This window comes from Streptomyces sp. NPDC090025, assembly GCF_044748125.1.
Lineage (GTDB): Bacteria > Actinomycetota > Actinomycetes > Streptomycetales > Streptomycetaceae > Streptomyces.
On the sequence record NZ_JBIVFL010000002.1, the window covers coordinates 449323 to 472118 of the forward strand.

Here is a 22796-nt window from a genome sequence, read left to right on the forward strand (position 1 = left end):
GTCACGCCGATCCGCATCGACACTCTGAGTGCCCCCACTGGCGCTTGCAGACGGCACACGGCTGGTAGTACAGCTGTTCCAGCACCTGGGCTTCTGTCGCTCCGTCGCGCACGTGCCGGGCGAATGCCCTTGAATTGTGCAGATAGAGCACGTCGCCGGGAACGGTCGCCTGGTCTTTGTCCCTTGCCGCATTCGCACGGACGACCAGCCCCGTTTGCGGCACGACTATGGGTTCCTCAGGTGCTTTTGGGTCCGCGGCAGCACCTCCGGGCATGGCCGAAGCCGGGAGGCCAAGACCGAACTCCAGGTCGTAGTACGACGCCGTGACTCGATCGTGCCTCTGGCTTGATGACGCCTCGACTGACAACACCAAGTCATCGTCGAGAACGACCTCCAGCTCGAGGCGCTCGTGCAGTGGCGGCGCGGTCTCGTCGACGCTGAGTGTGATCATTCCAAGCGACGTTCGCCGCTCGCTCGCCTGCGGATGGGATGACAATGCGGTCGGAGTAGCGATCGGAAATTTCGCCTTCCCGTCCGTGGGATCCGCGCAGTACAGGTGGAGGGTTTCGTGCTTGACCTCTCCACCGAGAGGCATCTCAGTGCCCGCAGCGAGGAGCGGCATCAACGACCCGCGGGCGAGTTCGAGTTCGATGGGCTTCGCCAGCCGGAGCCTCTGCCTGTCATGCGCAATCCACGCAGCTCCTTGTGAGATCAACGTGGCACTGTTCGCCGGCACCTCAACTCGGTCCGGACCGAACAACTCGTGCAGCCGGCTCCGAATCGCGGGCATGGCCGCCATGCCACCGACCACTACGACCAGCGAGACCTGCCCGGGCGCCATCGACAAGCTGCCGAGCAGCGACTCGATCTCATCAATACCTGCCGCCACGAGCGGCCGCGTGATCTCCTCCAGCTCCTGACGCGTGAGCTGGTACTGCAACGTGGCACCTGATTGGAAGTAGCTTGGCCGGTAGAACGTCACGTCGACTCGGTCGGCCGAAAGCTCGATCTTGTTGCGCTCCGCGTCCTGGAGGAGACGGAGTTCAGCCTCAGGGATCGCAAGATCGTCGTCAGTGGCACTTCCGCGAGCCCGAGCGCGCTTCACGACCTCGTCGCGGATTACCTTGTCGAACTCGTCGCCGCCGACCTGGGCCGAGCCACCGTTACGAATTTGCCGAACCTGTGCTTCGTCGACCCGGCAGAGAGTCAGGTCCAGCGTCCCACCGCCCCAGTCGACAACCAGGACGTTTCGTCGTGTAAGCCGCCGCGCCATCTCTTCTGGGTCCTTGGCCCCCCGGATGAACCCGTACAGGGCGGCGAGCGGCTCGTGGACGAACTGGGCCACTCCCATCCCGGCGCCGGCGAACGCCTCTCGCAGCGCGGCGCGTCGGTGCCCGTTCATGGTCACGGGGATCGTGACCACAGCGTTGTCGAGGTCGCCGAGTACGTTCCGCTGCGGACTGCGCAGGGACTCCGATCGGACGTGCCGCACGACGTCCGCGACGATGTCCACCGGGCTCCGGTCGACGCCTCCGACGCCGATTGCCTCCTCGCCGAGGAGGAACTTCGGCGATTTCACCGTGTTGCCGTGCACCCCAATGCCCGCGGCACCCAAAGCGTCCTTGGCCTCGCGGCCGACGACTACCTGCTCGCCTTCGTACCGGACGATCGAGGGGTGTGGCCGGCCGGTCTCGACGTCCATCACGTCGATCACGCGGTCACCGACTACCACCGAGATCAGGCTGTTGGTCGTTCCGAAGTCGAAGCCGACGATCACGCGAAGCCTCCAGACGCGTCTTTCAGCTGCTGGACCTCACGCGTGAGGGCAAGCAGGGAACGGTCGAGGAACTCCTCCGCGACGTTGGGCGCACCGTTCCGAAGTGCGTGCAGACCGTCGGTAAGCAGACTGATCTCATCTCCGAGACGCCGGATGATGCGCGTTCGCAGCGTTTCATAGTCGTCCGTCATATGGCTCTTGTCGACCACTCTGTTGTCGCGCTCAGCCGCGAGCTCCTTCTGCAGTCGCACCACGTCGGCAGAAAACGCGTCGGCGCGAGCCAGCGCAGATTGCTCACGCTCCTCGGCGGCCGAAAGTTCACGGCGCAGCCGAGTCTCGCGATTCCGAGCGGCGTCGGCCTCATCCCGGAGTTGTGCGATTTGCCGATCCAAGCGGGCGCTCCGGGCCAGGTAGTTCGCCCCGACGATCCCGAGCACGCTGAGATCGCTGCTTGCCCCGACCTCGCCGGCGGCTCGCTCCAGCCCTGCTGCCCTGGGGGCCTCGTTCTCCCAGATAGAGCCATACGACGCATCGATGAACTGATCTAGGGTCCACTCACGTTGGAGCACGCGGAGGAGTCCATAGCACGCGACCGCATTCTTGATGAGGCGCTCACGATCTGCGTCCTTGAACTGCTCCGGGGCCAGTCCGAGATCGTCGGCGCGGACCCGCAGGGCCTCGTTGCGCACGTGTTCGGTCGGGAGCTGCGGATCCTTGCGGGGGTCGACCAGCTGGTCCACCCAGACCCGGAACACCGGGCTGTGGCCCAGGGCGACCAGCGCGAGTTCAACGAGCCGGTTCAACGCCCGCGCGAGGTCAGCATCCTCGGCATGCTTGAGCGGGACCCCTTGGCGCGCCGCATACTGAAGCAGCTTGAACGGGGTCGACAACGTTGGGTCCGTCGGCGCGAGAGAGCCGACCAGTGCGCTCTGTGACTCGATGCCCTCATCGGTGATCGCCAGCCTCTTGAGGGTCTCCTTCGGGAGGTCCAGCAGTCGAGCGTTCGACTCGTACGCGAACCTCAACAACTCCTCGATCGAGGTGATGGTCGGCTTTGGCTTCGTCTTAGACTTGGCCCGATGCGGCCCCTCCTGCGCAACGGATGGCGCCGGCGCATTGTCAGGAGGCGCGGCCGAGGCGGTCCCATCGCCGGTAGCGGCAGCCGGCGCGGGGTCGCTCTGCCCCGACTCCGCGCCGGTCTCTGGAATGGTCTCGTTACTCAACGTCCTACCTCTTGCAATCGGGTCCGAAATCCTGCGTACCAGGCGCCGGTGTCCTTGGAGTGCCTGAGCGCCTCGCCGTGTCGTGATGCACCGTCAAGGTCACCCGCAGCGAGCAGCACCTCGGCTGCGATGAGCCGGACCTTGAATTGGTCCTGGGGCCGGAGCTCGCCCAGCGAGGGCAGCAGCTGGGTAACCGCGGATGACTGCGCCCCGTCCAAAGCCGTTGCACCGACGTCCAAGAGGTCCTCGGTAACGGAGTCGCTCAAAGCCTGATCGAAGCTTCCATGCGACCGGTCGGCCAGGCTTGTCGTGACGACTGCGCCGCCTGTGAGGAGGGACCGGAACCGCGCCGCGACATCGGAGACGCGGTGGCTGTTGGTCTTGCGCACCGCAAGTTCGAACTGATTGTAGTGCAACGCGACCAAACCGCAGATCGCCTCCGCTGCGGACCGGTCGAAGGTCGACAGCACATGGACAGCGCTGTTGTACCGCTGCTCGTAGAGCGGCGCACCCGACGCATCCGCCCGGCCGGGGTCCTCGACCGCCTCACGCGCAAGCACGCCGTACAGGTATGTCGCCAGACCTTCGCGGTAACGGCGGGCCGTCTCCCCGCGGCCGGCACGCATGATGAACGTGTCGATTGCATTGCGACTCAACTCGCGATTGGAGATGAGCTTCTCCAAGGCCTGGTCGACGAGGCAGAGATCCTCTTCCTCTGCGAGGCAGAAGGCGAACTCGAACGTCCGCTTCAGCGGGCCATTGGAAACAGTCACTGTCTGGACGCCTACCTTCACCGACGCGAGGAAGCCGGCGGCCTCGGATGTTGAGGTTTCGCGGCCGTTGACGGTGATGGATTCGACATCCGCGGTTACCCAATCGGCTGGGTCGCTGGAGCTCGTGACCATCAAGCGTGTGCGCCCGCACTCTCGTCCTCTGAAGAGGAGGGTCGGCCGCTTGGTCGCATGACCGTCGAAGCGGTGTGCTCGGCGGGCGCGCTTGGACGAGAAGACGAGTCCACACTCAGTGCAGGGAAACTGAGGGGGCTTTGGCGGGGCTGGCAGTCCAACCGATTCAAATCCGATCGGCTCATGGAACTCCATGTAGCCGGTGTGCCAGAACCCCACGAACCCCTCCTGTCGCTTCCTGATCCGCGTCCCCTACGCCTTCGGAAGGCTAGTCGGAGCGCAGGGACTTTGCGAGGTCGAGGGTTGAGTGATATCGACCCGTGATGGGCTGTCATGTCACGTTCGTATGGGCCCAGATGCCGATGCGGGCATGGCTTTGGTGATCACGGCGGAAGCTGTTGAGTCAAATGAGGTGGTTTGTTGCTATAGGTTCTTTTCCTAGGGGTTCAGCCTCGGGTCGAGGTCCGTTGATCCACACGGCCGTGGGCAGATTCGGGGGCTGCGGGCGGCTGCCGAAGCGTTCGGGATGCGCCGTGTACGCCTGGGCGAGGGTGACCGCTCGCTGCTGGCGGACGAGGTCGGCGGTGCCGGTGGTGCGCGCTGGCCGATCGCCGAATGCCTGTGCTCGTGGTTGCAGTAGGTGCCTTGTTACCGCGCCGTCAGGGGTGGGAGTGCTCGGATAGTCCCGGGTTACGCCGAATCGACGGCCTTGCTTACGGCACGGCTGACGCGATCACGGAGCGCGTCAGCGGAGACGTATGAGAGTGCCTCAGCCAGCGATTCGAGTGCGCAGGCGAACTGGTCCTCCTGCTGGCGCAGGTGGGCGTCGAAGAAGGGAACCACGGAACCGGTGACGCTGTGCCGGGTCCGCCGCACGTACAGCACTGTGAGGGAGAAGGCCCAGCAGGCATGCAGGAAGCCGTAGACGGGACGAGGGGTTCCTCGCCAGGGAGAGAGGAAGGTGACGTCGGCGGGGAGGCTGACGTCGTGCGCGGCCAGGGCGTCGTTGAGCCAGTTGTGGGCGGCCTCGTGGATCAGGTCGCGGGCCAGGACCTCGGGGTGGGTGGTGTAGTCGGTGAAGACGGTGCCCGGGAGGCGGGTGAGGGCCCAGCTACGGAGGGTCTCTTCGAGTCGGCGACGGTTGAGCAGGCAGACGACGGGGGCGTGCTGGGTGAGCAGGGTGCCGAAGCCGTGCTCGGTCGCGGAGAGGAGGGCGGCACGAACGAGGCCAAGGGCCTCGGGTGGGGCAGGGCTGGTGTTGGGGCCCACGAGGTAGTACGCGGTTTCGGAGATCTCCGAGTGGAGCAGGTCCTCTGGGGGTGGGCTGAGCACGATGTGCGGGCCGGCCGACAGGTGGGTCAGGTCTTGCACCGTCGTACGGCGGTACCAGGCGAGGCGGTCCGCGTCCCGGGCGCGCGCCGCGTGTTCGGCGCCTTCGAGCAGGTGGTGGGCGACGGCGTAGTCGAGGGCGGACGAGCCGAGGCGGTTACCGAGTACGGCAGCGATACGGCTGGTCCGTTGGCGCTGGTGGTCGGCGATACCGCCGAGGGCGACCAGGGCTTCCGGGGAGAGAGCGCTCATCTGGGGCTCCGGGAGTGGGACGGGGCCGGACCGGGACGGGCCCGGCCCCGTGGCGGGTCAGGACTCGGTGGTGGGCTCAGCGGCGTCAGGCTGCACCGTGGTGGCCAGCCAGGTCTCGGTGGCCGCGTTGGAGGTGTGCGCGGTGGTGCGCACCGGGTCGCTGTCACGCAGGGATGCGACCGCCTCCAGGAACTCGTCGAACGTCTTGTCGTCTGCCACTGCTCGCTCTCTCCTCAGGTCGGGGCGGTGGGTTGGGGCGAAGGGCTGGTGCGGGCGGGCCGCGGGGGCCGGTCACGGATGCATGGCTCCTTACTCGGAGACGAAGAGCGTCAGGAACTTGCGAACGCGGCCGGCGCGGACCGGTTCGGTGCCGTGGACGAGCTGGCTGCCGAAGACCACGAGAGTCCCAGGAGCGGGTGCGACGCTCCATCGGGTGCGAGGCATGGCGCGAAACCAGGGGGAGGACATGTCCGTTCCGTCGTGTGCGAAGCGCATACCCGGGGCGTAACCCGACCCGGTCGGTGCCTCGTCGGTGATCCAGGCGGCGTCGCTGCCCGTGGTCTCCACGTAGAACGCCCCGCCTGTGTCCTGCATGTCCGTGAGCGTGACCGTCGCGGCGGCGATCTGCCGAGGACGGGTGAGGGGATCGGGGGCGATGCCGTCCGCATGCGGGGTGATGTGCTGGCCCGCGCCGTACTCGAGGTAGATCCACGGCCGGTGGCCGGTGACCGACGGCAGGGTGCGCGTGATGGCGGCCATGTGGAGCTTGACAGCCTGGTCGAGGAGGACGGTCGCCTCGTACGGGATGTCGGTCATCTCGATCCGACCGGCCGGCTCGTAGACGTCCTGCGCCTCGGCGGGGGAGCGACCGGGGATCTCGTGGATGGTCGTATGGCGGCCCGCGCCGTACCGGTCGCGCCCGAGGGGGCCGAGCGCGTCGTCCATGACGTCGTTGAGGCGCTCGATCTCGTTCGGTCTGAGGAAGCTCTCCACGGTGCGGATGGACAGCGTCTCGGCGATGTGGATCACTGCTCGCCTCCATCGCTGGAGTGGGCTGCGGTCGCGCAGGCGCAGAGGGTGGACGGCGGGGCAGAGGCGGCTTCGGCCAAGGCCTCCGTGAGTACGTGCATGGCCTTGGTGAGGTCCTCGAAGTACTCGGCAGGCGTGGTGTCGGCAGAGGGTACGAGATGGAGGTCGAGCGTCGAATAGACCCGGCCGGTGGTGCGGCACGTGAGCTCGTTGCGGCCGAGGACCAGCGAACACGCTCCGGGCAGGGAGGACTCGGCTCGGCTGGCGGCACGGCACAGGCGCGCCGCTGTTCGCGCGTACTCGGCGCGGTCGCGCGGCAGGATGCCGACCGAGAGGAATCGGGGCTCGGCTCCGGGGAGGTCGGCGTATGCGTGGCCCTGGCAGCTGTCATAGGTGACGGTGTTCCAGCCCGCGGTGAGCGCGTCGACGACCGGGCGGACGCCGGGCTCGATGCCCTCGTACCACTGGGGGTGTCGCGGGTCGAGATCGTCCGCCTCGTGAACGCCGGGGAGGCCGACCGTGTTGATGTTGCCGTGGGCGCTGACCTGGAGGCGTGCTGGCGGGCGCGGTACGGCGGGGTCATCCCACCGGGCCAGGAAGGCTACGACGTGGTGCATGTCGTTGGGGCGGACGGGACGCCATTGCAGCCGGGAACAGGAGGCACCGGGCGGGAGACCCGGCTGGGCGAGCAGGGCGGCGACGCCGTCGATCAGGCGCATGCGGTGGTCGCAGTACGCGTCTTCGTCGCCCGCGGCGGCGAAGCGCAGGCGGACCGCTGGGCAGCCCGCGCCGCAGGTGTCGCGGTAGTCGCATGTCGTGCACTTCGTGACCAGGGAGCGAGCCTGCTGAAGCAGGGGAGAGCTGCCCTGGGCGCCGGCCAGGTCCGCCTCAGCGTGTACGTCACCGAGCGCGGCCAGGCCGGCCTGCGGCCAGGGCAGCTCATCACAGCTTCCCAGTCGGTCATCGGGATAGAGGGTGAGGACGTGGTCGCACTTCAGGTCGGAGAAGTGACAGGAACGGGTTTGTAGACCCCTCAGGCGGCGGATGACGGAGACGACGGGCTCCAGCTTGACGCGGCGGAACAGGCCGTCGGCGACCCAGTGGTGGGCGGCCTCCAGCACGAAGTCGGCGTACTGACCCGGCGTGACGGCCCAGGCCGGGCCGGTGGGGCCGATTGCCCGTCGCTGGAGTGCCCGGCTGGTCGGCGTGCGGAATCCGGCCACCGTGGTCGACCGGGTGACCGCCGCGTCGAAGCACGGCACCAGGCTGACCGTCGTCACGGCGGGAAAGGAGGCGAGGTGCTCTATGACCTCGGAGGCCCGGCCGATGACGTATGGGGTGACGGCGCAGATGACGCCGACGCGGCGTTCCCGACGGCCGAGGAGTTCCAGGGCTTCGACCACTCGGGGGTACGTGGGGCGGCCGTCGTAACCGACGCGCCACGAGTTCCCGAGCGCGTCCCCGTCGAGGGAGAGGCCGATCTCCAGCTGGGGGCAGTGCCGCTCGAACAGGTCCAGCCAGGCGTCGTCGAGCTGGAGGCCGTTGGTCTGGAGGCTCACGCGGATGACGTTCGGCTGTGCGGCGAGCGCGTCCAGGATCTCCGCGATCCGTTCCCGGCCGGCGGTCAGGGGCTCCCCGCCGTGGAGTTCGACGCTGAGCGGACGCCCGGAGAAGATCGAACCGAGGCGGTGGACCTGTTCTGCGCTGATCCGGGCGCCACCCGGTGACTCCTTGCGCTTCTCGAAGCAGTACAGGCAGTCGATGTCGCAGGTCTCCCCGCGGAGCTTGAGGATGACGGAGACGGCCGTGTCCGGCCCGGTGCTCAACAGCGGGGCGTAGAGACTCTCCAGGTCGATGGAGGCGGTGCGGGTGACGGGCATCAGAGGACTCCGGAGGAGGAGAGACGCGGTCTACGCGTCATCGGTGGAGACCGTGGACAGCCACCCGAGAAGCTGCCCGCCGGTGATGGGGATGTGGACGTCGCCACGGCGAAGGAACCACCCGTCGGCGTACCGCTGGGGCAGCCAGCCGGCGTCAGGGGCATCCAGATGGGGAGGCTTCTGCAGCGGGTCGTCGACGGGCCAGCAGTCCAGAAGCGCTCTCGTCACGCCTCGCTGAACGGGGCGGAACCACTCCCACGTCTCTGCGCGAGCCGGGTCGATCGACGGGCGAGGCTGCGCGTCGGCAAGCAGCGGCAGCCACTTGTCGCCGAGGACAGGGTGGCCAGCCGTCGCGCAGCGGAGCGCGGTGAGGCAGGTCTCCAGCTTCCGGCACACGACGCCGGCCGATTCGGCCAGGCCGTCCTCGACGAGGCCGGTCAAGTCCTCCGCGAGACTCGCAGCGACCTCGGCCTGGTCGGCGACCGCCCAGCGTCGGTAGCCCTGGCGCTCCCCGGGGTCGAGCACCGGATCCCAGCCCCCGGAGCCGTATGAGAGGGCGGTACGCAGACACATGAGGTCGTGCATCGAGGCGCGTACCCGACGGAACGATCCGAGGTCATCGCGGCGCACGTCGAAGGAGCGGAGCAGGTCACGGAGTTCCTCGGCCCGCTGCGGCGCCGTCGCCTGGAGGTCGACACGGACGCCGTCCACGATGCGCGACTCCCAGGCCGGAAGGTCGCCGTCCACGATGCCACGCAGGTCGATGTCGCTCGCTGCGTGGGCGAAGCCGCAGGCGAGGGCTCCCTCCAGCCAGACCTCGCGGGCCTCGCCGGACGCGACCAGCGCTTGGGCGACTCTGTCGGCGATCTCCCGGCGCAGTCGTGCCGATGGGTTCACCGGTGGCCTCCTTCGATCAGGATCCTGTTGTCTGCGGTGATCTCCTTGAGGAGATCGACGGCCCATCGGTCGAGCGCGCTGCGCACGTCGGAGCGCTGGGCGCCGATGTGGGGCGTGGCCAGGAGGTTGAGCGGCGTCGGGGAGCCGGCGAGGAGCGGCAGGTGCTCCCGCTCGACCGGGTCGAGGGCGAGGCCCGAGAGCCTCCCGTCCGCCAGTGCCCGCAGGCAGGCGGCGACGTCGAGGGTCTCCAGCCGCCCGGCGCAGATCAGCAGAGGCCGCTGCGGAGCGACGCGTGCGAGGAAGTCCTCGCCGATGAGCTGTTCGGTCGTGGGACGCAGCGGCAGAGCGATCACGTGTACCTGCGACTGCTCCATGAGGGCTGTCGCCGACAGCTCTCGCAGACCGGGAGGGTTCGACGGCCACGCGGCGAAGGCCGTGCGGCCCACGAAGGGGGCGAGGGCCCAGTCGGCGGCCAGCCCCACCGGGCCCGCGCCCCAGATGCCCGCGGCCAGGGTGCCGAGTGACGCCCCCATACACGCCTGCTTCTCGTGCTGGCCGAGCAGCAGCGCGTGCTGCCCCAAGGGGATACGCCGGGCCAGGGCGAGGGCAGCGGCGAGGACCCACTCGCCCACGGCGCCCGCGCCCGCTTCGGCGTTGCGGTGCAAAGTGATGCCACGGTGCCGGAGGGCGTTCACGTCGATGTGGTCGATGCCGGAGCCGGCCCGTACGACGTGCCGCAGGCGGGGGAGCGCGTCGAGCTCCCTCTCGCCGACACGGATGCCGGAGCGCAGGACGAGCACGGCCGTGTCGGCGGGCGGAGGCGAGTCCAGGTTCGGCAACTCGTGTACGAGGACATCGGGCAGGGCGCGGCGGATCGCGCTCGCGTCCGCCGCACCGCGTAGCACCAGGACAGCGCTCATCCGGGGAACTCCGGCTTCTCGTACCGGCCGAAGGCGAGATCGCCCTCGCCGACGACGACGGTCACGGGCGAAGGCGCGCCGAAGTACACGTCGCAGGCGCGCTTCACCCCAGGGAGCCCGTCCCAGGCCCGCGGGTTGACCGTCGTGTCCGCGTAGTCGTCGACGAGCAGCACGCCGGTCGGCACCAGGCGGGTGACGCAGTGCGTGAGGCCCGTGAGGGTCGAGTCGTAGAAGTCGCCGTCCAGGTAGGCGAACGCGATGTCATCGGGCAGCTCCTTGGGAAGGGTCTCGTCGAACCACCCCGGATGGATGACCGGTGCCGGCCTGCCCCAGGTCGTGTGCGTGGCGCGCACGTCGTCCGGCGACGACCGGAGCTCGCCCGCCGCCAGATGGTGCGAGTCCCCGGCACCGGGCGCGGGCATGCCCTGGAAGGAGTCGTAGACGTGGATCTCGCGGTCGCGGTCGCCCAGCGAATCGAGCACGCTACGGATCCAGAGGGCCATCGCGCCCTTGTAGCAGCCGAGTTCCACCACGGCTCCCGGCAGACCGCGAGCCGTCAGGTCTGTGAGCTCGTCGGCGATCACGCGGAGCCGGTCGGCACAGACCGTACCGGCGTGCTCCCGGAGCAGCCACTCCCGCAGATCCTTCAGCATCGGATCCATGAAGGTCACCACCTGTCCACGAAGGGGTCGGCGAGCTCCCCGTTCAACGCCGCCGACAGCGGGCGGTTGATCCGGGGCAACAGGTACACGTCGCCCAGACGATCCAGCGGAACCCACTCGAAGCCCACCTGGATGGGGTCCGGCGGTTCCGGCATGCGCGGCTCCGCGTCGTCCACCTGCTCCGCGAGGAAGTTGAACTGGACCTTCTGTACGTCCCCGAACTCGCCCTGCCACGACTCGGGGACGTACTCGACGACGCACAACAGACGCCGGGCCACGACCTGCAGGCCGGTCTCCTGCGCGACCTTGCGGTTCACGGCTTGGCGCAGGTCCTCGCCGACCTGGGCCTTGCCGCCGGGAAGGTTGTAGTGGAACCCGGCCTCGTCGTCGTACGACAGCAGCAGGACGGCGCCGTCGCGCACGATTGCTGCCTTCACGGACACGCTGATTCGTGGCAGCTCGGGCGTCAGAGGCACGACAGCGCCTCCGGCTCGCCGACGCGCATCAGGTCGCCGACCTCCGCCAGAGACCCCGCGACGGTGGAGCGGAAACTCCCTCCACGCCGGAACTGACGGGCGGCGGTGCGCATACCTGCGAGGGCGGCACGGCTGAGCTGGTTCGCGTAGATGCAGAGGCGGAAGCCGGCCTCGCCGAGTTCGGCGGCGCTCAGGTCGGGGAACGCCGTGGGCACGCTGACCAGCGGCACGCCGTGACTCCACGCTCGCCCGATGGCCCGCGCCTGCTTACCGGTCGCGTCCTTGGAGTGGATGAGTACCGCATCCGCTCCGGCCTCGGCGTACGCCTCGGCACGGGCGATCGCCGTGGCCATGTCCTCGCCGGCGATCAGGGCCTCGGTGCGGGCCACGACCACGAGGCCGTCACCGGCGATCTTCCGTATGCGCCCCACCTGCTCGCACAGCAGGTCCCGGTCGGCGAGGTTCTGGGCCCGGTGGGCCGCGAAGCTGTTGCACTTCGGGTACGCGCTGTCCTCGACACACACCGCCGCGGCTCCGGCGCGCATCAGGTCGGAGGCGAACCGCTCCGCCGTGCGCCCCGAGCCGCCCGCGTTGTCGATGTCCACGATGACGGGCAGTTCGGTGACACGGCCGAGCGAGGCGACCACGTCGGACAGGTCCCGGGGGCCCAGGACGTTGGCGTCCGGCAGCCCGGAGGCCGCGGACACCTCCAGGCCGCTTACCCACAGGGCGTCGAAGCCCGCCTCCGCTGCGACGTGTGCGGCGAGTGCGTTCACCGCACCGATCGCCAGGAGCGGGTGCTTTCGCTCGCTGTCGGCGAGGGCCCTGCGCAGATGCATCGCCTTCGTGGCGTCAGGCATGGGTCTCTCCTCCTTCCGTGCGGGCGGCGACCGGCGGCACCAGCTGCCGTTCACGCAGTACGTCCCAGGCGGCGAGCAGCACCTCGGACCGGGGTCGGCGGGCGTCCATGCGGACCACGTCGCCGAGGAGCGGGAACTCGTCGGGCTTCGTGACCACGGCCTCGTAGGTCTCGCGAACCCGGCTCTGGACGTCGTGCACGTCCCAGTCGGCCCGGACGGCGTCTCCCTGTCGGGCCTGCGCCCGGCTCATCGAGGCGTCGGTCTCCAGGTCCAGGACGAGAGTGAGATCCGGGGCCACGGTGAGGTGCGCGGCCAGCGTCTCGTACGTCTCCGACGCCCTCATGCCGTGCTTCACCGCGAAGAAGGCCAGCTCGCTGAGGAGCCAGCGATCCGCGATCACGGGCCGGGCCGGCCGCTGGGGGAGCACGAGGCGTTCCAGCGTGGCCCGCTTGTCCGCCGCGATCGCGGACAGGTAGGCGTCACGGTTCCCGGTGTTCGGCTGGTACTTGCCCGTGACGATGGCGGCGGCCCGGTCGGCGGCGAGGAAGTTGGTCGTGAGCATGCACAGCGGGGTGACGCCGTAGAGCCCTTCCCAGAGCCGGAACAGGCCCTTGCGCAGCGTCGTCTTGCCGGTGCCGTCGAGCCCCTCGATGACGATGAACGGATAGCGGTGGTTCATTCGACCTGCCCCGCCCCCGTGCCGCCTGCGTACTTGGTGAAGCGGCCCCGCCAGCGGGCCGTGGTGGACACCAGGTCCACCAGGCGGAGCTCCGCCAACTCGTCGATGAGGCGAGGCAGCTCGGGCTCGGCGCAGACGCCGGCCTCGATGGCCCGGCAGTACGCGGCGCGGAGGGCCGGGTCATCGTCGGAGTTACGCAGCGCCGCCTCCAGCACCCGCGTGGCCATGCCGTGGGCCACGACGCTCACCGCGGTGCCCAGGGCCTGCTCATGGAGCGGGCTCGGGTGCGGCTCCAGCGTGATGTGGTGCACCCCGCGGTGGCGGATGACCGTGAAGAAGCCCACCCACCACGCGGCGGCGGCGCTGACGGCCGTCACGGCGTCGGACCAGGCCGCCCCGGACTGCTCCGCGAGGATGCTCTGGGCAGCGATGTCGGCGGCGCGGTGAAGCGCCCCGCGCTGGTTCCGCGACTCCGCTCCGTGTCGTTGGAGCAGCTCCCACCAGAAGCCGAGCCCGGCGTCCTCCAGCAGCGCCATCGCGGACTCGTCGCCTGCCGGCAGCGGAGACGGGCGCTGGGCCAGCACGGAGACATCGGCGCCCGGCACGTCCGGCAGCGTCTTCCCCTCGGTGACGGCAGCCCGCCATTCGTCGAGATGGAGATGGAGCCGCTGGGTCAGCAGCCCGTCCGCCAGCGTCTGCCAGGCATGGGCCAGTGGTGGCGAATCGGGTGGCCGGGGCGGCAGGGTCAAGGAGGTCACAGGTCGGATCCTCACGTCCGGGGAGTCGCGGCACGCGGCTCCGGTCGGTGGTGCTCCACCACGATGGCCGCCACGAAGGCCCACGCTCATGAGCGTTTATGAGCGCCACCAGCGGAACGTGTCCGGGTGGTCGCAGAGCGAGGGAGAATGCCGACCATGGTCGACAGCGGACAGCGGCGGTGCACGCGCTGCGGTGCCCTTCTCAGTCGCTTCAACGCCGGTACACGATGCGCCTCGTGCCAGGACGGGCCGACGGCCCGGCGGGCCGACCCGGCCTTCTGGCGTGATCCGACGGTCCGGCGAGCCGTGGCCGCATGGGAACTCGGCACCGTCGTCAAGCTGTTCAGGAAGCACACGGGCCTCTCCCAGGCCGGCGTGGCGCGGATGGTCAGCATCGACCAAGCCGAGGTCAGCAGACTCGAGCGTGGGCTCAAACAGATCCGCGACCGACGGCAGTTCGTCCAGTGGACCGATGCATTGGGAGTTCCGGAGGAACTGCTCGGGCTCCTGCCCACGGCCGATCCGCACACCCCGGACGCCACGAGCCGACCAGGAACGGCGGACACTGGAGCCCGTGGGTACGTGGCGCTGCCCGAAGGCCCGGGCCAGCTTCTGTTACCCGCCGGCCGGTCCGTCTCGACGACGGCGCTGCCTGTGCTGACCCTTCCCGCAGCCTCCTTCATCGGGGACAGCCTGCGACTCGACTCCCGCCCGGAGCTGGACGCCTGGCGTACCATGCCGATGCGCGCGCTCGTCGTCGCGAACCGCACTGTGGACGGGGCGGTCCGGCAGTTCGTCACCGACGCCAGGACGAGCGGCGTACGCGGCACCGCCTCCGACCCGGTCGACGTCCCGGCCGCGTACGAACTGGACGACCTGACTTACGGCATCCTGTGGGCCATGTCGGGATTCGAGGCGGCGCTGCTCGGCGACGACCAGGCCCTACACACCTCGCTGGCTTCGCTCACCGCTTCCCCAGGCTCGCCGCTCGCCTTCGACCACGGCCTGACCGAAGTGTCCACGATGCTGATCGGCTCGGAGACCGCGGCCCGGTACATCCTGGGCCACCGTGACCACCTGGGCGACGCGCCCGTCTTCTGGACCAGGGAACAGCGCGGTGAGGAGGCCGCCACCTGGCTGTTCTTCCGGCACAAGTACCGCTACCTCGAACGAATGGCGCCCCGGCGTCCAGGCGGTACCAGCGGCCGGGGGTTCTGCGTCCCCGAGACGGCGGTCGCCTCCTCACCGGCGTACGAGCGCGTTCTGCTGTTCCTCGCCATCGCGCTCATGGAGTCCTTCGGCATCCATACCTGGGTGACGGACGACGGAGGTTTCGCGCACACCGACGGTTTCGCCCTCGCCCACAGGCGCCGAGCTGTGATCGCCTCATGGGTACGGACCGCGGGGGCGTCCCACCTCGCGGTCACCGCGCGGCCGGGAGCCCTGCGGACGTTCGCCGATGTGACGGACCACGTCAGCCACCACTCGGCCACGGCGGCCGAGCAGGCCGGACAGCGCCTCGCGGCAACGGCGGAGTACCTCGGTCTCGACGCCACCTGGCTCGGACGCCGGTGCGCGCAGTTATCGGCCGCCGGCACCGAGCGGCTGGCCCGGCCGCGCAGCCGGCTGCTGGGCCTCGAAGGGCTGGAGGCCGCCTGCCGGTTCGTGGCCGAACAGCTGGTGATCATTCCGCGTACCCGTACGGCGCCGACCCGATAGCCTGCGTGAACCACTCGCGAGGCCGCGCTCGGCGGCGTCCGGACAGGGGAGCAGGGGACATGACGGAGTCGGTCAGGAACGTGGCGGTCTTCTCCCTCGGCGGCACGATCGCCATGACCACCGATCCCGCCACCGGAGGCGTCGTACCAGCGCTCTCCGCCCACGAACTCCTCGCCGCCGTACCCGCCCTGGCCACGAGCGGCATCGGCCTCAAGGTGCGGGACTTCCGACGTCTGCCCGGCGCCTCCCTGACCTTCGAGGACCTCACCGCGCTGTCGGCCGCGATCGCGGCGCAGCTGGAGACCGGGGACGTCGACGGCGTCGTCATCACCCAGGGCACCGACACCATCGAGGAGACCGCCTTCCTCCTCGACCTCTACCACGGCCACGAGCAGCCGGTCGTCGTCACCGGCGCGATGCGCAACCCCACCCTCCCCGGCGCCGACGGTCCGGCCAACCTCTACGCCGCTGTCCTGGCCGCCGCCGACCCTGGACTCCGGGGCGCCGGCTGCCTCGTCGTCCTCGGCGACGAGATCCACTCGGCCCGGACCGTCCGCAAGTCCCACACCACCAGCCCAGCCGCCTTCACCTCCCCGTCGTGCGGACCGATCGCGCGGGTCGTGGAGAACCGGGTGCGGATCGCGGGCGGCCTACCGCCCCGCGGACCGCTCGTCGGAGCCCCCGACCGTGAGGCACGTGTCGGGCTCTACGTCGTCACCCTTGGCGACGACGGTGCACTGCTCGACCTGTGGGACGGCAACTGCGACGGGCTCGTGGTCGCGGCCTTCGGCGTCGGCCACGTCCCGGAGCGTCTCGTCGAAGGGCTCACCAAGCTCGCGTCCCGCATCCCCGTGGTCCTCACCTCCCGCATCGGCAACGGCCCCGTCCTGTCCGACACGTACGGCTTCCCCGGCTCCGAGAAGGACCTCCTCGGACGAGGACTCATCGGCGCCGGCGACCTCGGCCCGTACCAGGCCCGGCTCCTGCTGCAGGCCCTGCTCGCCCAGGGCGCCGACGGGGCTGCGGTCCGAGAGACCTTCACCGCCGCCTTCGCCCGCTGACCCCACCTCTTCAGGAGACACCCGCACATGCGTGCTCACGAGCTGACCGTTGGCCGTACCTTCGGCGTCACCTTCGACCACGGGGAGGACTTCTTCGATGCGCTGTCCACCTTCTGCCGGGACAACGGCGTACGGCAGGGCTACATACCCTCGTTCATCGGGGCCTTCGCGGAGGCCGAGATCGTGGGTGCCTGCGAAAAGCTCGCCGACCCGGACGCACCGGTCTGGGCGAAGACGTACGTCACCAACGTCGAGGCGTTCGGCGCCGGCACCCTCGCTCACGACCCGGCCACCGGCGGGATACTCCCGCACATCCACGTCTCCGCCGGCCTGAAGGCCCAGTCGGCCGACGGCAGGACGAGCCACCTCCTCAGCGCCAAGGTCCAGTTCCTCAGCGAACTGCTGATCGTGGAGGTCACGTCGCCCACGATGACCCGGCCCCGGAACCCCGACCTTTACGACGTGCCGCTGCTCACGTTCGGCTGACCGGCAGGAGCCGCCGGAGCCAGTGGTGGCCAGGCGCGATCACCTTGATCGCGTCCGCCAGCCAGGCGCGTGCTGGAGCGTCGAGCAGCGGCAGCACCGCTTCGAAGTCGGTCTCGTCCTTGTCCCGGGTCGCCTTCGCCTTGTAGAAGAGCTGGACCTCGGGCGCGAGATACGGGACGCCCGTCTCGGTCGTGCGTCCGAGCCGGTCGATCGGGAGGCGGATCGCAGGGTCACGCCGCGAGACCCACTGGGTGCCCTCGGCCTCGTCCAGCATGAGCTGCACCGACCAGGGCGCCTTGGGCGTACGGCGGCACCAGATGTCGTGGAGCGGCGGCCGAAGGACCTCGCCAGGACGCCACGGTTGAAGCTCCCCCTGGCCGGGCGGGTCCGCCACGTACAGGTTCCAGGCGGCCAGTAGGCCACGTACGAGGGACTGGTCGCGCCGGAGGACGAGGACATCGAGATCGCCGTGTGCGCGCAGCTCGCGGCCAACCGCGAGTTCGATCGCGTAGCCACCGGCGATCCACCACGGGAAGTCCGCCTTTGCGAAGACCGCGGCCACATCCTCGGGACGATCCGGCACCCAGCGTCCCAACACGTCAGCACTCACCCGCCCATACTCCCAGTGATCAGAGGGGCGGATGCGAAGGCCGGCGGCGGGTCGACGGTCTCGCTGCAGGGCCCTGTCGCCCCCGCCCGCACCCCCTGCGCTCATAAACGCCCATGAGCATCAGGGACACCGGCATCCATCGTTGAGCGCGTGACTCGCGACCGGCCTCGTGGCCGGTGCTTGAGCCACGATCCTTCCGGGGCCGCGTGCCCGAAGCCATGTGCTTCCTGCGGCCGTATGCCTCTCGGCGGCGTACTGGCCGTACTTCCGCGACCGCGTGCCCCCGGGAGAAGGCCATCGCTGTCACCCACAGGAGGTCCGTCGCCCGATGATCAGCGTGCCATCCGCCGCTCTCGGCCTCGTGTACCGCTGGACCGACCGCACTCCCAACCCGACGGGCGAAGCCCGCGCGGTCCTGCGACGTGTCCTCAGGGACCTGGGGCTGTCCGGGGACGTCGTCAGTGACGGCGTCCTGGCAGTCTCGGAGCTCGTGGCGAACGCGCACGAGCACGCGTACGGCCCGTACGAGGTGCACGTCCGCTCGGCTGCCGGGAGGTACATCTGCGAGATCCATGATGGGAACCCTCTGCTCCCCGCGGGCCTCTACAGCGGTGCCACGTCGCCGTCGGACGCCGAACCAGCCGAGCCGGGCGGGTTGCTCGTGGAGCGTGGCCGGGGCCTGCGCATCGTGAACGAGCTGGCCCACGGGCAGTGGGGGTTCCACGTCACGGAACGTGGTGCCAAGGCCGCCTGGATCGTGCTGGCCCCGGCGTTGCCGGCCCCGGCCGACGGGAGTGATGCTGTCGGCACTCGGGCACCCCGGTCCGGGAACGAGTCGAAGCTCCGACAGCTTGACAGCACATCGGAATCCCACGATGGCAGCGGTCAAGCCCGCTTCCGGCAGGAATCGGCCACAGATGCTCCACGTGCCCGGTGTGGCGGAGCTCCTCCCGTCGCCAACGTGTACGGTCCGTCGAACAGCCTGGTGGCCGAGGGCGCGGGGGAGTCTTGAATCTTCAGCACAAGGCGGGGAACTACGTGAACGCCTCGTGGTCCATGGTGCGGTTGCGGGACCTGATCTACGACATGCTGGGTCTGCTGTTCACGGAGCTCAGCGCTCATGGCGGGATGGCGGGTGACGACAACGCCGGCCGGGCCTTCGCCGCCGTGTACAAGCCGGCGGTGAAGACTGTCTTCGAGGCAGCTGGCCTCGCCCATCAGGTGATGGCGAACGGTGCGGGCGCCATGCTCAAGGCCACCGAGGACTTCCTCAAGCAGGAGAGCGCGGTCGCCGCGTCCCTGCTCGGCCAGAGCGTGGGGCCTGACATCGGGTCGCAGCCTGCGAGGCCGGACTGCAATCCGCGCGCCAGCCACAACGCCGAGGAGCTGCCCGAGGTCGTGGGTGAGACCAGCTGGACCGACCAGTACCTGCTCAGCTCGCGCTTCCACGGTCAGCGGGACAAGCTCCGCAAGACGGCCAACGCCTGGCGTTCGGCGGCGGGCATCCTGGACGAGGCCTACTGGGACTCCGAAAGCGCCTGGCGCATTGCGACCGCCCAGCAGCTCGGCGAGACCGCCGCAGCCGTCCAGACCTTCTTCACCGTGTTCGTCGGTAAGACCCCGCCTCCCTCCGCGGTCGGCGAGGACGAGACCCTGATGGCGAACCTGCCGTCCGCCTGCCGCATGATCGCCCATGCCTGCGACGCGTACGCGGATCACATCGAAACGGCGCTGAAGCGGATCCCGGACGAGGAAAGCCCCCTCTTCGGCGAGCCGCTCGCCATCTGGGAGCGGCCGCTGTTCGGCGGCGAGGGACACGACGGCGGCCTGCACGAGCTCGTCACCGGCGACATGCGCATCGCGCGCCTGGGTAACATCCCGCCGGCGCTCGACAGCTCACAGGCCAAGGTCCCCATGCCCCAGCCGGACGGGGGCGGCTTCCTGCCCCTTCCGTCCCTGCCGCCCTTCCTCGCGCCGCTGATCCGGGTGCCCCTCGTGGTCCCCGTGGGCTACCGCCCGCCGAACGGCCCCCGCGTACAGCCGATGCCTCCGCCGACGCCGCCGGACCCGCGCTTCCCGCCCCTCACCGCCCCCGAGCAGCAGAACTTCCAGACGTGGTTGAACTCGCTGCGTGCCGGAGACGTGTCCGGCGGGAAGCCCGCCGAGGTCGCCTACCAGAGGCGGGTCGCCGGATACCCCGAGTACGAGGTCCCCATCCCGCTCGGCATCAGCGCCAACAGCACCCTTATGGTCGACGGCTTCCGTGACCGCGACGGCATGGCGATCGAGGCCAAGTACGTCAACAACCCGAACAAGCCGTGCTACCGCTCGCTCGACGAACTCCGCGCGAACCACCAGTCCGGCAAGAAGGACTTCCTGTACGACAAGGACCGCAAGGAGCTCACGAAGTACAACGCCGCTCTCAACGACCCGCGCAACAAGGAGATGCGGGGCGTGGAGACGGTCACGAACAACGCGGATTCCGTGGCCTACTGGCGCGTGATGATGGCGGCCTACGGCGTCAAGGGCTACGCCCGATACGTACCCTGACCAGCGGCAGCACACGATGAGGGAGCGAGCGCATGGACGCGTCCGAACTGGCCGAACTCCGGACCATGTACGTCTTCGGACCGGGCGAGGGTTCCACGTGGGGCCTGACCTACGAGGGGATCGAGGCCAAACTGCGTGAAAGGAAGACGGACGCTTTCATCCGTATCGATGAGGGGGACGAAGGCCCCGTTCGTGGGTCCGTCATGCACTTCGGCATCACGGTCGGCGAGGAGGAGCTGGAGGGCATGGCCAAGCTGTCCCCGGAAGGCATCGCCATCGAGGACTGCACTGCCCTTGCCGCAGCGGAGTTCGTCAAGTGGCTGTGGGCCAGCGTCGTCCCGGACAGCGGCAGCATCACCTTCAACACGGAGTGGGGTCTGGAAGCCGACCTGCCCGACGCGCTCGTCCCCCACGTGCCCCGTCCCCGCCTCGTGGCCGCCTTCCTTGCTCATCTCGAAGCCACCGGCGGGCTGGACTGACAGCGAGCACGTCCCTGGGGACCACGGCCACGTGATCGACATGCGAAGGGCTTGGACACCATGACAGAGAAGACATCCCGTGTCTCGGGCGATGCGACCGGTGCGTCGATCATCCTGAGTAACGAGCCCGGCTCGTTCGCCTGGGGTGTGCTGGCCAAGCGCCACCCTGCCCTCATCCAACAGGTGCGAGACGCCTTCCCGTACGGCCCCGGGCAGCACGAGGCCCTCGACGCGCTGCTGGACGAGATCATCAATGGCGTCATCGAACCTCTCGCCCCCGCGGATCACGATCGTGAGCGCTGGGCGGACTGGGGGAAGGAGTACTTCGGGCATTCCTGGTACGACGCCCCATTCCTGTGGGCGGAGGGCTACTTCTACCGCAGGCTCCTCGGCGCGGTCGGGTACTTCGGCACCGGCCCATGGCAGGGAGTCGATCCGTTCGCGCCGTTCAAGCGGGCCGAACTGCGGGGCGAGGCGGTGGAGGAGGAGCTGCGGGTCTTGGACCCCCTCGCCGATGCTTCGGTCGAGGAGCGGGCCACGGCCCTGCTGCACGCCTCGCTCTGGGGCAACCGCGCGGACCTCGGCTTCAGCATCTCGGCGGGGCAGTCGGGACCGAGTGACGTCACGACCTCTGCGCTGGTCGCCGACGAGAGCGCCACGCTGTGGCAGCTCCTGCCCGTCGGCACCTCGGCCACCGTGGCAGTGGTGGCCGACAATGCGGGTCGTGAGCTAATTCCCGACCTCGTCCTCATCGACCACCTCCTCGAGCATGGGCGTGCCGAGCGGGTCGTGCTGCACGTCAAGCCCTACCCGTACTACGTCTCCGACGCGATGACCGCGGACGTGGTCGACTGCCTCCGGCGCCTCACCAAGGCACCCGGAGAAGCCGGCCGGATCGGCGGCCGACTCTGGAAGTTCATGGCGGCAGGAAGCCTCGAGGTCCGCACCCACCCGTTCTTCTGCGCTCCATTGCCGTACGAGGAGATGCCCGAGGACCTACGCGTCGAGTTCGCGAGCGCCACGCTCACCATCCTGAAGGGCGATCTCAACTACCGCCGCCTGGTGGGCGACCGGCTGTGGCACCCCACGTCCCCCTTCGCCGAACGCACCGCGTACTTCCCCGGGGCCGTCGCGGCGCTCCGGACCCTGAAGTCCGACGTCATCGTCGGACTGGAGCAGGAAACCGTGGATGCTCTCGAACTGGCCGGGGACGCCTGGCGTACGAGCGGTACCCACGCGTTGGTCCAGGTGCGATCGTAGATCTGGGCGAGGGCTTCGGGCGGTGCGGTCGGTTCCGCCCTACCTCGGGGTCGCGGCCGTCAGGCCATCCGTGTCGGCAGGCGTGCATGAACGAGATCCAGGACGAGGCACGGAATGCGATTGCCTGACGATCCGGATCCTTCGAGTCACGGAAGACGGCCTGATCCGGCGAGGGAGGGTGAGGAATTCGACGCAGTTGTTGTTGTGGCCGCTGGGGCGAGGAGTGGGACGCCGAGACGGGCGGCGTCCATGACGATCCCCGACTCCTTGCCCACGCTCGGCCGGCGGGCGACGAGAGCCGCGCCGGCGGCGCCGTAGACGAGCCGCAGGACATGGTCGGCGACCGGACCGGGCACGGTGCGGAGGCGGACGTGGGGTCGGTGCCGGCGGGCGAGGACGGCGTCGTCTCCATCCCCCGTCGAGCAGTACCGCCGCAGCCCTTGAGGCGGCCCCATGGCGCCGGGCGGAAACCTTGCCCCACAGCTCTCTCCACGGCGATCTGGATGACAACGCGCTCGGGGTCTGGAGCTGGTGTGCGCCCGTATCGCTCTGCGTAACCGGCAACGGCGTCTGCGACTTCGGCAGCGTTGGTGCTGCGACTTCAAGTGCGGCCCACCGACCTCCGTCCACCTGGCATACCGCAACGCGCACTTGGTCGCCGCCGACCAGGATGTTGGCGACTTTCCGGCTTGATTTGCGAGCGGTAAGTCAGACGATGCCAGTGGCTGGGGCGATGGTCACTCCGACCGGGGCCATGTGCGGCCCGCCGGCAGGCCGCAGTGTAGTGAGTGTGCACGACTGGTATTCGCTCCAGAACTTCTTGTAGTCATCGGTTTGCCCAGGGAGGGCCTTCAGCGTGCCGGAAAGAGCAATGACCATGACTGCCCGATACGCCCCAGAGTGACCGGCGCCACATGTGGTTATCGGGGGAGTATTTCATGGTGGTGTGGGCCATTTGTCTGATTCCATCCAGGCGTAAACATC

22 protein-coding genes and 1 pseudogene are annotated in these 22796 nt (G+C 69.2%); 7 read left to right on the forward strand and 16 right to left on the reverse strand.

From position 1 onward, the window contains the following. Window position 1: 1 nt before the first annotated feature. From ACIPXM_RS07905 to ACIPXM_RS07970, 14 genes are all read right to left on the reverse strand, one after another. Window positions 2–1777, reverse strand: a complete 1776-nt coding sequence (locus ACIPXM_RS07905) for an Hsp70 family protein (protein ID WP_401653132.1) — start codon at window positions 1775–1777, stop codon at window positions 2–4. Beyond that, window positions 1774–3000, reverse strand: a complete 1227-nt coding sequence (locus ACIPXM_RS07910; RefSeq protein WP_401653133.1) for a hypothetical protein — start codon at window positions 2998–3000, stop codon at window positions 1774–1776. The genes ACIPXM_RS07905 and ACIPXM_RS07910 overlap by 4 nt, the downstream gene beginning before the upstream one ends. Next, a complete protein-coding gene (locus tag ACIPXM_RS07915) occupies window positions 2997–3905 on the reverse strand; it encodes a hypothetical protein (RefSeq protein ID WP_401653135.1) in 909 nt (302 codons plus the stop codon). The genes ACIPXM_RS07910 and ACIPXM_RS07915 overlap by 4 nt, the downstream gene beginning before the upstream one ends. Window positions 3906–4595: 690 nt before the next feature. Further along, window positions 4596–5486, reverse strand: a complete 891-nt coding sequence (locus tag ACIPXM_RS07920) for an aKG-HExxH-type peptide beta-hydroxylase (protein ID WP_401653137.1) — start codon at window positions 5484–5486, stop codon at window positions 4596–4598. A gap of 57 nt (window positions 5487–5543) precedes the next feature. Continuing rightward, entirely contained in the window at window positions 5544–5705 is a 162-nt protein-coding gene (locus ACIPXM_RS07925; protein ID WP_158718651.1) for a hypothetical protein, read from the reverse strand. A gap of 90 nt (window positions 5706–5795) precedes the next feature. Further along, complete coding sequence (locus ACIPXM_RS07930; RefSeq protein ID WP_401653140.1) at window positions 5796–6515, reverse strand: 2OG-Fe(II) oxygenase; 720 nt, start codon at window positions 6513–6515, stop codon at window positions 5796–5798. Beyond that, entirely contained in the window at window positions 6512–8395 is a 1884-nt protein-coding gene (locus ACIPXM_RS07935; protein WP_401653142.1) for a radical SAM protein, read from the reverse strand. The genes ACIPXM_RS07930 and ACIPXM_RS07935 overlap by 4 nt, the downstream gene beginning before the upstream one ends. Before the next feature lie 30 nt (window positions 8396–8425). Next, window positions 8426–9292, reverse strand: a complete 867-nt coding sequence (locus tag ACIPXM_RS07940) for a hypothetical protein (protein ID WP_401653144.1) — start codon at window positions 9290–9292, stop codon at window positions 8426–8428. Continuing rightward, window positions 9289–10212, reverse strand: coding sequence for an NAD(P)-dependent oxidoreductase (locus tag ACIPXM_RS07945; protein ID WP_401653146.1), 924 nt, complete (start codon window positions 10210–10212; stop codon window positions 9289–9291). Before ACIPXM_RS07945 ends, ACIPXM_RS07940 begins: the two co-directional genes overlap by 4 nt. Further along, complete coding sequence (locus ACIPXM_RS07950) at window positions 10209–10874, reverse strand: TylF/MycF/NovP-related O-methyltransferase (RefSeq protein WP_401653148.1); 666 nt, start codon at window positions 10872–10874, stop codon at window positions 10209–10211. Before ACIPXM_RS07950 ends, ACIPXM_RS07945 begins: the two co-directional genes overlap by 4 nt. Before the next feature lie 5 nt (window positions 10875–10879). Then, window positions 10880–11311, reverse strand: coding sequence for an NUDIX domain-containing protein (locus ACIPXM_RS07955; protein WP_401653151.1), 432 nt, complete (start codon window positions 11309–11311; stop codon window positions 10880–10882). A 29-nt stretch (window positions 11312–11340) separates the two neighbouring features. Further along, entirely contained in the window at window positions 11341–12210 is an 870-nt protein-coding gene (locus ACIPXM_RS07960; protein WP_401653153.1) for an isocitrate lyase/phosphoenolpyruvate mutase family protein, read from the reverse strand. Continuing rightward, entirely contained in the window at window positions 12203–12889 is a 687-nt protein-coding gene (locus ACIPXM_RS07965; protein ID WP_401653155.1) for a dTMP kinase, read from the reverse strand. The genes ACIPXM_RS07960 and ACIPXM_RS07965 overlap by 8 nt, the downstream gene beginning before the upstream one ends. Then, on the reverse strand, window positions 12886–13647 hold the full coding sequence (locus ACIPXM_RS07970) for a hypothetical protein (RefSeq protein WP_401653157.1): 762 nt from the start codon (window positions 13645–13647) through the stop codon (window positions 12886–12888). The genes ACIPXM_RS07965 and ACIPXM_RS07970 overlap by 4 nt, the downstream gene beginning before the upstream one ends. A 306-nt stretch (window positions 13648–13953) precedes the next feature. On the opposite strand from ACIPXM_RS07970, the gene ACIPXM_RS07975 reads away from it, so the two are divergent. The 3 genes from ACIPXM_RS07975 to ACIPXM_RS07985 are packed head-to-tail and all read left to right on the forward strand — an operon-like array spanning window position 13954 to window position 16913. Further along, entirely contained in the window at window positions 13954–15366 is a 1413-nt protein-coding gene (locus ACIPXM_RS07975; RefSeq protein WP_401653159.1) for a helix-turn-helix domain-containing protein, read from the forward strand. 59 nt (window positions 15367–15425) lie between these two features. Further along, window positions 15426–16427: an asparaginase gene (locus tag ACIPXM_RS07980; RefSeq protein WP_401653161.1), complete on the forward strand. Its 1002-nt coding sequence runs from the start codon at window positions 15426–15428 to the stop codon at window positions 16425–16427. A gap of 27 nt (window positions 16428–16454) precedes the next feature. After that, complete coding sequence (locus tag ACIPXM_RS07985; RefSeq protein WP_401253884.1) at window positions 16455–16913, forward strand: PPC domain-containing DNA-binding protein; 459 nt, start codon at window positions 16455–16457, stop codon at window positions 16911–16913. Here the strand turns inward: ACIPXM_RS07985 and ACIPXM_RS07990 are convergent. Continuing rightward, window positions 16900–17523, reverse strand: a complete 624-nt coding sequence (locus ACIPXM_RS07990; protein WP_401653163.1) for a nucleotidyltransferase domain-containing protein — start codon at window positions 17521–17523, stop codon at window positions 16900–16902. The two genes, ACIPXM_RS07985 and ACIPXM_RS07990, sit on opposite strands and share 14 nt — an antisense overlap. A 328-nt stretch (window positions 17524–17851) precedes the next feature. On the opposite strand from ACIPXM_RS07990, the gene ACIPXM_RS07995 reads away from it, so the two are divergent. From ACIPXM_RS07995 to ACIPXM_RS08010, 4 genes are read left to right on the forward strand one after another with little or no spacing between them, the layout of a single operon-like run. Then, entirely contained in the window at window positions 17852–18535 is a 684-nt protein-coding gene (locus ACIPXM_RS07995) for an ATP-binding protein (protein ID WP_401653165.1), read from the forward strand. Next, on the forward strand, window positions 18532–20073 hold the full coding sequence (locus ACIPXM_RS08000) for a restriction endonuclease fold toxin-2 domain-containing protein (RefSeq protein ID WP_401653167.1): 1542 nt from the start codon (window positions 18532–18534) through the stop codon (window positions 20071–20073). The genes ACIPXM_RS07995 and ACIPXM_RS08000 overlap by 4 nt, the downstream gene beginning before the upstream one ends. Window positions 20074–20105: 32 nt before the next feature. Beyond that, window positions 20106–20552 carry a hypothetical protein gene (locus tag ACIPXM_RS08005; protein WP_401653169.1) on the forward strand — a complete coding sequence of 149 codons (447 nt, stop codon included), beginning with the start codon at window positions 20106–20108 and terminating at the stop codon, window positions 20550–20552. A 60-nt stretch (window positions 20553–20612) separates the two neighbouring features. Beyond that, window positions 20613–21812: a damage-control phosphatase ARMT1 family protein gene (locus tag ACIPXM_RS08010; protein WP_401653682.1), complete on the forward strand. Its 1200-nt coding sequence runs from the start codon at window positions 20613–20615 to the stop codon at window positions 21810–21812. Between the two features lie 472 nt (window positions 21813–22284). Here ACIPXM_RS08010 and ACIPXM_RS08015 read toward each other — a convergent pair. Beyond that, window positions 22285–22691 (reverse strand): annotated as a pseudogene (locus ACIPXM_RS08015) (pyridoxamine 5'-phosphate oxidase family protein); the annotation flags it as partial. Between the last annotated feature and the right edge of the window lie 105 nt (window positions 22692–22796).